Genomic DNA, 6328 nt, shown 5'->3' on the forward strand with positions numbered 1-6328 from the left:
AGGACGGCCGGCTCACCGACGGGCAGGGCCGCACGGTGGACTTCAAGAACACCGTGCTGATCTTCACCTCCAACCTCGGTACCGCCGACATCTCCAAAGCGGTCGGGCTGGGCTTCACTCAGGGCGGCGGGGAGAACGACTACGAGCGGATGAAGCTGAAGGTCAACGACGAGCTGAAGAAGCACTTCCGGCCGGAGTTCCTCAACCGCATCGACGACATCATCGTCTTCCACCAGCTGACCCGCGACGAGATCATCCGGATGGTCGACTTGATCATCAGTCGGGTCGCCAAGGCGCTCAAGGCCAAGGACATGGCACTAGAACTCACCGACTCCGCGAAGGCGCTGCTGGCCAAGCGGGGGTTCGACCCGGTGCTCGGTGCTCGTCCGCTGCGGCGAACCATCCAACGCGAGATCGAGGATCAGCTCTCGGAGAAGATCCTGTTCGAAGAGGTCGGCCCGGGCCAGGTGGTCACCGTCGACGTGGACAACTGGGACGGGGAATCCTCCACCGAAGACGCGGTGCTCACTTTCACCGGCACTCCCAAGCCGGAAGCACCGACCCAGGGCACCTCAGCCGATCTAGCCAAGGCCGGCGCCCACGGCGCGTCGGCCGACGAATAGGCCCAGTCCGGTCACGATCCGCGCCTCGACGGACAATCGGCTTCAGTCCGCAGCTCGTCCGACGTGGCCGTGGGCTGCCTGGGCGGCCCGGGTTGCCAAGGTTGCCCATCCCGCTGGTCGTGCTGCCATCGTCGTTCCAGCTTGCCCAGCTTCCAGTAGCCGATTGCGCCGAGCCAGGTGACGATGAACAAGGCGACGATCACCAGCCCGGCGTTGTTCAAGCTGATGCCACTGATCCGGTTGGTCACCGGGTCGTTCCAGTGGAGATCGTCGTGCAGGATCGAGACCAGTTCGATCGACCCGATCAGCAGCGCCACCGCGATCGACAGACCGGTGACGGTGAAGTTGTAGTAGATCTTGCGGGCGGGCTGCATGAATGCCCAGTCGTAGGCCGCGGTCATCAGCAAGCCGTCGGCGGTGTCCATCAGCGTCATCCCGGCCGCGAACAGCAGCGGGAGCAACAAGATCGCGTACCACGGCAAACCCGCGGCGGCGCCGCTGCCGGCCAGCGCCAACAATGCGATCTCAGTGGCGGTGTCGAAGCCGATCCCGAACAACATACCGACCGGGTACATCTGCACCGGATGCGTGATCCGATGCATGATCGGGCGTAGCAGGCGCGCCAAGAAGCCCCGGTCGTTCAGGGCGGCTTCGAGTTCCTCGTCGGAGTAGCTGCCTCGCCGCATCGCGACGAATGCACGCCAAATCCCTGCCATCGCAATGATGTTCATGATCGCGATCAGGTAGAGAAACAGTCCCGAAGCGAACATTCCGGTGAAACCGAGCACACGGCGGGCCGACGAGTCGTTGTCGACCAGGGTGCCCACCGCCCGCGTGCCGGCGATCACCAGCAAGGCCATCGCCAACACCACGCTGGAATGGCCCATGGCGAACCAGAAGCCGACCGATTTGGGTTTTTGGCCGTCGGTCATCAGTTTGCGGGTGGTGTTGTCGATAGCGGCGATATGGTCGGCGTCGAACCCGTGCCGCAGGCCGAACAGGTAGGCGGTGACCCCCAGCCCGACGCCGAACGCTCCGGCGCCGGACTGGTAGTGCTGTGGTGCGATCACCAAAATCAAAGTGGTGAAACCGACCACATGCATCAGCGCGATCACGGAAAACAGCACACCGATGTCGATGCGGTCACGGCGGTCCCAGATCGCCGCCAGGCCACGAATACCTTGGTTATGTCGGCCACCTGGGCCGGGCGATCGGGTGCCGGGATCAGCCAACGCTAACTGCCCCGCCGCCGTAGCAGCACGAAGTTTGCGAGCGCAATCAACAACGCGACGCCGCTGACGGCCAGCGCGACCACGGCCGGCCAGACCGGGGTGCTGTCGACGATAGCCTCGTTGGTCTCCACGACGTCGACGCGCGATGGTGCCGGCGACAGGGTCAGGACCGGCACAGGGTGCCCGGGTTCGGCTTCGCCGGGCACCGACTGTTCGTCCCAGTTCACCGCTCGCCCGTCGCTGTAGACCTGCTGGGCCGGCAGCTCCAGCAGCGGCTGGTTGGGCAGCGGGCCGACGGAGATGTTGAACGTGTCGAACTGGTGAGGCTTGATCGCCGCCTCCGGATTATCGGCTCTCCAGCCCACCTCGGTCGCGAACTGGGTGTGCACAGTGCCGTCGCGGTCGGTCCGCGGCTCGGGCAGATCCTTGAACGTGATGTTGACGGTCCAGCCGGGCTTGGCTTGGGTGGAGATCCGATACAGCGGGGTGGCTTCGGGCAGCATCACCCGCAGTTCGGTTGTCGAAGCGGTGTCGGATTCGGTAGGAACGCGAAATGTGAGCATGCCGTAACTGCCCGGCTTCGCATCGACACCGGACACCTTGACTTGTGCCGCGGCGGGCGTGGCGAGACGAAGCGTCGCCACTGCGGAAACAACGGTGACGGCGGTGAGCAAGGCGACACGTGCCGGGATTCTCATGCGATGACGTCCTTTCCGGGGTGAGTGCCATCGTATCGCCAGTATCGCCGGGGCCTGGTATATGACGGTATATGACGGTGGCTGGCGGTAACTGGCCGGGCAGCCGGCTAAGGTGCGGCCGGCAGCAGCGCGAAGACCTGTTCGGCGATGTGCAGCAGCCAGCCCGTCACGCTCTTACCGTGGTCACGTCGCCAGTTCAACTGGAAGCTGACCACCCACGCCTGGCCGGTCTTGTCGACTGCGTACCAGCTGAACGTCAGATCGCCGGGCAGTCCACCGGCTTTCGCGCCGACATAGGGCCACTGGGTGCGGCTCAGCCCAATGCCGCTGACGGCGGCCATGATGTCTTTGACCGGTGCGGCCTTGCCGACCGCCCCGGTTTGCAGTGCGGCATGCACCCGGCAGATGTCCTCGGCGCTGCCGTACCACTCGGCGCCGTACGTCGACGCCGGGACGTGCGCGCGGGCCGGATCGGGTTGGTATGGACGGGAATTGGCCTGCTGTAGCAGGTGTGTCCGTTCCTGCGGGGAGCCCCGCTGCCATTGCTCGCGCAGGTCGGGTTCGCCCCAGCCGACCGAGAACAGCTCGTACATGGTGGGAAACGGCATCATGCTGGCCGGATCGTGGTGCCCGGCCCTGGCCAGGGCCTGCTCCACGGCGTGCGTGCCCACGCGCGCGATCAGCAGGTCGGTGGCCATGTTGTCACTGGTGGCGATCATTTTCTCGGCAGCCGTTCGCACCGACACCCGAGCCCCGTCGGGCAGTTCCTCCAATCCCGAGGACCCGACGACCTTGGCCCGTCCGGTGACGGTCAGCTGATCGCCCCAGGACAGCGTCCCAGCCTTGACTGCGTCCGCCACCGCCTGCAACACGTACAGCTTGAAAATCGATGCGAGTGGCAGAGATTCGCCTGTGTTGGCACCCGCTACCGGGTGACAGACCCCGTCGTCGACCCGGGCAGCTTGATAGGAATACCGGGCGCCAGTCCGGGAGAGCACCGCGTCGACGTCGCGCCACGAGGCGATCGGCGGGGTTTCGGTGGTGGCCCGGAACCGGTCCACCATCCCGTCGTCGTCGGTGTGGATTTCGACGTCCTGGCGGGCGCCGTAGGAGGTGATCAGGTGCACTGTGGCCGCCCCGGCCCGGGTGTCGACACCGGCCACGTCGAACGGGCGATCCCACCACAGCGACTCCATCGTGGTGACGACCTCGTCGACGATGTCGCGCGCCGCCAGCGTACGCACTCCCACCGGGCCGATCGGCCAGTCGGAGTTCAGCATGTCGATGGTCTGCTTGGCCCGCAGGCCCGGCGGGGTCCTGATGTCGATGCGCACCCCGCTGTTCCCCGCATCTGCGGGCGGCGCGAGAGACGGGGCGCAGCCGGCGCCGGGTGCGGCGGCCAGCGTGGCGGCGATCGCCGACGCCAGTACACGTCGCCGCACCGAGCTACGCCTGCACGCTCGGCCCGCCGGCAACGTCCAACACAACCTCGAATTCCAGCAGCGACGCGCCGGTCGCAACCGGTTTGTGGTGGCCGCTGTGCGCCGCGGCGCCCTGGTTGGTCGCCCAGTCCTGGAACGCCTGGTCGGACTCCCACTGCGTCACCACGAAGTAGCGGTCTTCGCCTTTGACCGGGCGCAGCAGCTGAAAGCCGAGGAAACCCGCGGCATTGTCGACAGTGTGCGCACGGTTGGCGAACCGCTTCTCCAGTTCGGGGCCCGCACCCGGGGGCACCTCGATTGCGTTGATCTTCACCACTGGCATGCGGACAGGCTACCGTGCGGCCAACCGTGCCGGGTCGGCACAGGAGGGAACTGCAAGATAGAACTCATGCGCGGCGCGCCGGCTGATCTGTTGACCCACCGCGGCGGGCGGGGCGAGCCGTTGATTCTGGTGCACGGCTTGATGGGCCGCGGCACCACCTGGTCGCGTCAGCTGCCGTGGCTGACCCGGCTAGGCGAGGTCTACACCTACGACGCTCCGTGGCACCGGGGCCGTGACACCGTCGAGGTGTACCCGATCAACACCGAACGCTTCGTCGCTGACTTGGCCGATGCGGTGGCGCCGCTCGGGGTACCGGTGCGCCTGGTCGGCCATTCGATGGGAGCGCTGCACTCCTGGTGCCTGGCCGCACGGCACCCCGGGCTAGTCTCCGCGCTGGTGGTCGAGGACATGGCGCCGGATTTCAGGGGCCACACCACCGGGCCGTGGGAGCCGTGGCTGCATGCACTTCCGGTCGAATTCGGCAGCGCCGAACAGATATTCGCTGAGTTCGGTGACGTCGCCGGGCGGTACTTCCTGGAGTCTTTCGACCGCACGGAAACCGGATGGCGGTTGCACGGCCGCGTTTCGCACTGGATCGAGATCGCCGCCGAGTGGGGAACTCGCGACTACTGGGCGCAGTGGCGGGCGGTGCGATCGCCAACGTTGCTCATCGAGGCCGGCAACACGGTCACACCACCCGGGCAGATGCTGATGATGCGCCAAACCGGTTATCGGACCAGCTATCTGCGTGTCGCAGACGCGGGTCATCTGGTTCACGACGAGGCGCCACAGGTCTACCGGCAGGCGGTCGAATCATTTTTGACCCGGTTGCCGAAGTGACCGCTGGGATTTGCGACCCTCAGAGGTCTTCGCCGGGCAGGGCGAACAGACCGCCGGCAGTCTGCTGCACCAGACCGTCGAGCAGCAGCGACGCCAGGGCCCGTTCCCGCTGGGCGCTGTCGGTGAGCCACGCCGCATCCAGTTGCGCTCGGCTGACCGGAGAGTCATTGGTCCGCAGCACATCCAGCAGTCGGCCCCGCACCTGGCGGTCGGTGCCGGCATAGCGCTGACTGCGGCGCCCAGCATCGGCCGCCGGCGGGTAGCCGGCCTGACTCCAGCCGCATGAGCTCAGCGGACACGACCCACAGCGCGGTGCTCGTGCGGTGCACACCGTCGCGCCGAGCTCCATCAACGCCGCGGAAAACCGTGGCGCGCTGCTGTCGTGCGGCAGCAGAGCGGCAACGTCGGCGTGATCGCGGGCCGGCGACGCCGGGCCCGCATCCGCGCGCCCGTGCACCACACGAGCCACCACCCGGCGAACATTGGTGTCCACCACCGGGACCGGCTTGTGGTACGCGAAGCAGGCCACCGCGTGCGCGGTGTAGCTACCGACACCGGGCAGCCGCTGCAGGGTTTCCACGTCGTCGGGCACCACGTCGGCGAAATCTCGGGCGATCACGACGGCGCACTGGTGCAGGCGTTTGGCCCGGCGCGGGTAACCCAGCTTGCCCCAGGCCCGCAGCACGTCGGCTGGTGTCGCGGCGGCGGTCGCTGAAGCGGTGGGCCAGCGGGCCACCCACACCGGCCAGACTCCAAGCACCCGCACCACCGGGGTCTGCTGCAGCATGAATTCGCTGACCAGGATCTGCCAGGCGCTGACGCCGGGGGCGCGCCACGGTAGGTTCCGGCGGGCCGAGGCGTACCAGCCCAGCAGTTCGTCCGCGCTGATTTTCATCGGATGCTCATCGGGTCGCGGCACAATGGCAGCCATGCCGAACACCAACCCGATAACCGCCTGGAAAGCACTCAAGGAGGGTAACGGGCGGTTCGTCGCCGGTCGGCCCGCGCATCCCAACCAGGACGTCGAGCGCCGGGACGCGCTGGTCGAGGGACAGCAGCCGACGGCGGTGGTGTTCGGTTGCGGCGACAGCCGGGTGGCCGCCGAGATCATCTTCGACCAGGGTCTGGGCGACATGTTCGTGGTGCGCACCGCCGGGCACGTCATCGACTC

General features: G+C 67.0%; 8 protein-coding genes. 3 read left to right on the plus strand and 5 right to left on the minus strand.

Features of this window, described 5'->3' with window-relative positions:
* Nucleotides 1–623: AAA family ATPase (locus AC2VOP_RS14515; RefSeq protein ID WP_486961624.1), on the plus strand; the 623-nt coding region annotated here is incomplete at its 5' end.
* Nucleotides 624–634: 11 nt separating this feature from the next.
* Here AC2VOP_RS14515 and nicT read toward each other — a convergent pair.
* The 4 genes from nicT to mhuD all read right to left on the minus strand — a co-directional run bounded on the left by nicT (nt 635) and on the right by mhuD (nt 4317).
* On the minus strand, nt 635–1855 hold the full coding sequence (nicT, locus tag AC2VOP_RS14520; RefSeq protein WP_486961625.1) for a Nickel transporter NicT: 1221 nt from the start codon (nt 1853–1855) through the stop codon (nt 635–637).
* Between the two features lie 2 nt (nt 1856–1857).
* Nucleotides 1858–2553 carry a YcnI family copper-binding membrane protein gene (locus AC2VOP_RS14525; RefSeq protein ID WP_486961626.1) on the minus strand — a complete coding sequence of 232 codons (696 nt, stop codon included), beginning with the start codon at nt 2551–2553 and terminating at the stop codon, nt 1858–1860.
* Between the two features lie 107 nt (nt 2554–2660).
* Nucleotides 2661–4040 (minus strand): serine hydrolase, encoded by a 1380-nt coding sequence (locus tag AC2VOP_RS14530; protein ID WP_486961627.1) that lies wholly within the window; start codon nt 4038–4040, stop codon nt 2661–2663.
* Nucleotides 4000–4317 (minus strand): mycobilin-forming heme oxygenase MhuD, encoded by a 318-nt coding sequence (mhuD, locus tag AC2VOP_RS14535; protein WP_486961628.1) that lies wholly within the window; start codon nt 4315–4317, stop codon nt 4000–4002. The genes AC2VOP_RS14530 and mhuD overlap by 41 nt, the downstream gene beginning before the upstream one ends.
* Nucleotides 4318–4383: 66 nt before the next feature.
* On the opposite strand from mhuD, the gene AC2VOP_RS14540 reads away from it, so the two are divergent.
* Nucleotides 4384–5157, plus strand: a complete 774-nt coding sequence (locus AC2VOP_RS14540) for an alpha/beta fold hydrolase (RefSeq protein ID WP_486961629.1) — start codon at nt 4384–4386, stop codon at nt 5155–5157.
* A gap of 19 nt (nt 5158–5176) precedes the next feature.
* Here the strand turns inward: AC2VOP_RS14540 and AC2VOP_RS14545 are convergent, their stop codons facing one another.
* Nucleotides 5177–6088, minus strand: coding sequence for an HhH-GPD family protein (locus AC2VOP_RS14545; protein WP_486961630.1), 912 nt, complete (start codon nt 6086–6088; stop codon nt 5177–5179).
* Here AC2VOP_RS14545 and AC2VOP_RS14550 point away from each other — a divergent pair.
* On the plus strand, nt 6087–6328 hold a 242-nt coding region (locus AC2VOP_RS14550), incomplete at its 3' end, for a carbonic anhydrase (protein ID WP_486961631.1). The genes AC2VOP_RS14545 and AC2VOP_RS14550 overlap by 2 nt on opposite strands.

The organism is Mycobacterium sp. TH-M106 (assembly GCF_057473765.1).